Below are 1,720 nucleotides of genomic sequence, written 5' to 3' on the forward strand. Positions count from 1 at the left end.
ACACCTTCGGTCGAGTTTTCGATGGCGATCACGCCGAAATCTGCCGAGCCGGCCTCCGTGGCGCGGAAGACCTCGTCGAAGTTGGCGCACAGCACCGGCTCGATGGACGAGCCGAAATACTTCAGGGCGGCCTGCTCGGTGAAGGTGCCCACGGGGCCCAGGAAGGCCACGCGCTGTTTGGCTTCCAGCGCGCGGCATGCCGACATGATCTCGCGCCAGATCGGGCTGATGCTTTCAGGCAGGACGGGCCCCGGGTTGCCTTGGCGCAGGCCTTCGATGACCTGGATTTCGCGATCGGGCCTGAAGACGGGCGAGCCGTCGATTTTCTTGACTTCGCCCACCGCTTGCGCCAGCTTGGCGCGCTGGTTCAGCAGTGACAACAGCTGCTGGTCGACCGAGTCGATCTGCACGCGCAAATCGGCGAGCTGTGCATCGACCGGGCGGCCGTCGGGCTGGAAGTGGCCGGATGCGGAGTCAGGGGTGTCAGCCATGGGTCGTCGCGAAGTGCTTCATGTAGTCGACCAGGGCCTGCACGCCTGCCATCGGCATGGCGTTGTACAGGGACGCGCGCATGCCGCCCACGGACTTGTGGCCCTTGAGTTGCAGCAGGCCAGCGTTCTTGGCGCCGGCCAGGAAGGCCTCGTTGAGCGACTCGTCGTGCAGGAAGAATGGGATGTTCATGCGCGAACGGCAGTTCACGGCCACCTTGTTGAGGTAAAAGCCCGAGCCATCGACGTAATCGTAGAACGCTTGCGAGCGGGCGATGGCGCGGGCCTCCATCGCGGCCAGGCCTTTGAGAGTGCCTTGCGGCGTGACCTCGGTCTGGCGCTGGATCCACTGGAACACCAGCCCGGCGATGTACCAGGCGTAGGTGGGGGGCGTGTTGTACATCGAACCGTTGTCGGCCACGACCTTGTAGTCGAAGGCCGAGGGCGTGATCGGCAGGGCCTGGCCCAGCAGATCTTCGCGCACGATGACCAGCGTCAGGCCGGAGGGGCCGATGTTCTTCTGGGCGCCGCCGTAAGCCATGGCCACGCGCGACCAGTCGATGCTGCGTGACAGCACGTGCGAAGAAAAGTCGATGACCAGCGGCGCCTTCGAGCCCAGCGAAGCCAGGTCGGGCAGCTCGTGCATCTCGACGCCGTGGATGGTCTCGTTGCTGCACGCGTGCACGTAGGCCGCGTCGGACGACAGTTGCCAGGCGCCGGGGGCAGGCAGCGAGGTGTGGTGGTCGGCCTCGTTGCTGGCGGCAATGTGCACGTCGCTGAACTTGCGCGCTTCTTTGGCCGACTTCTGCGACCACGAGCCGGTGACGACGTAATCGGTGCGGCCGCCACGCGAGAGGTTCATCGGCAGGATGGCGTTTTCGGCGAGCGCGCCTCCCTGCATGAACAGGATGCGAAAGTTGGCAGGCACCGCCAGCAGGGCGCGCAGATCGGATTCGGCCTGCTGCGCGATGGAGATGAACTCCTTGCCCCGGTGGCTCATTTCCATGACGCCCATGCCACTGCCTTGCCAGTCCAGCATCTCGCGCGCTGCTTGCTGCAGCACTTCTTCTGGAAGCGTGGCCGGTCCGGCCGAGAAGTTGAAGGGGCGGGTCATGGCGCGCGGGAAAAGGCGTCTTGAAAAACGGGTCGGGGCGCCGTCGGGCGCCCCGCACCACGAGAGAGGGCTCTAGCTTACTTCTTGGCGGCCGGCTTGGCGGCGCCAGCACCGCCCT

The 1,720-nt window shown here is 65.6% G+C and carries 2 protein-coding genes; both read right to left on the reverse strand.

The genetic code is table 11. From position 1 onward, the window contains the following. A partial coding sequence (gene pheA / locus B2W70_RS02260) for a chorismate mutase (protein ID WP_286742416.1) occupies nucleotides 1-491 on the reverse strand: 491 nt, incomplete at its 3' end. Beyond that, complete coding sequence (gene serC, locus B2W70_RS02265) at nucleotides 484-1,602, reverse strand: 3-phosphoserine/phosphohydroxythreonine transaminase (protein WP_286742417.1); 1,119 nt, start codon at nucleotides 1,600-1,602, stop codon at nucleotides 484-486. The genes pheA and serC, both read right to left, overlap by 8 nt. Nucleotides 1,603-1,720: the final 118 nt, after the last annotated feature.

The organism is Aquabacterium sp. UBA2148 (assembly GCF_002328915.1).
Lineage (GTDB): Bacteria > Pseudomonadota > Gammaproteobacteria > Burkholderiales > Burkholderiaceae_C > Aquabacterium > Aquabacterium parvum.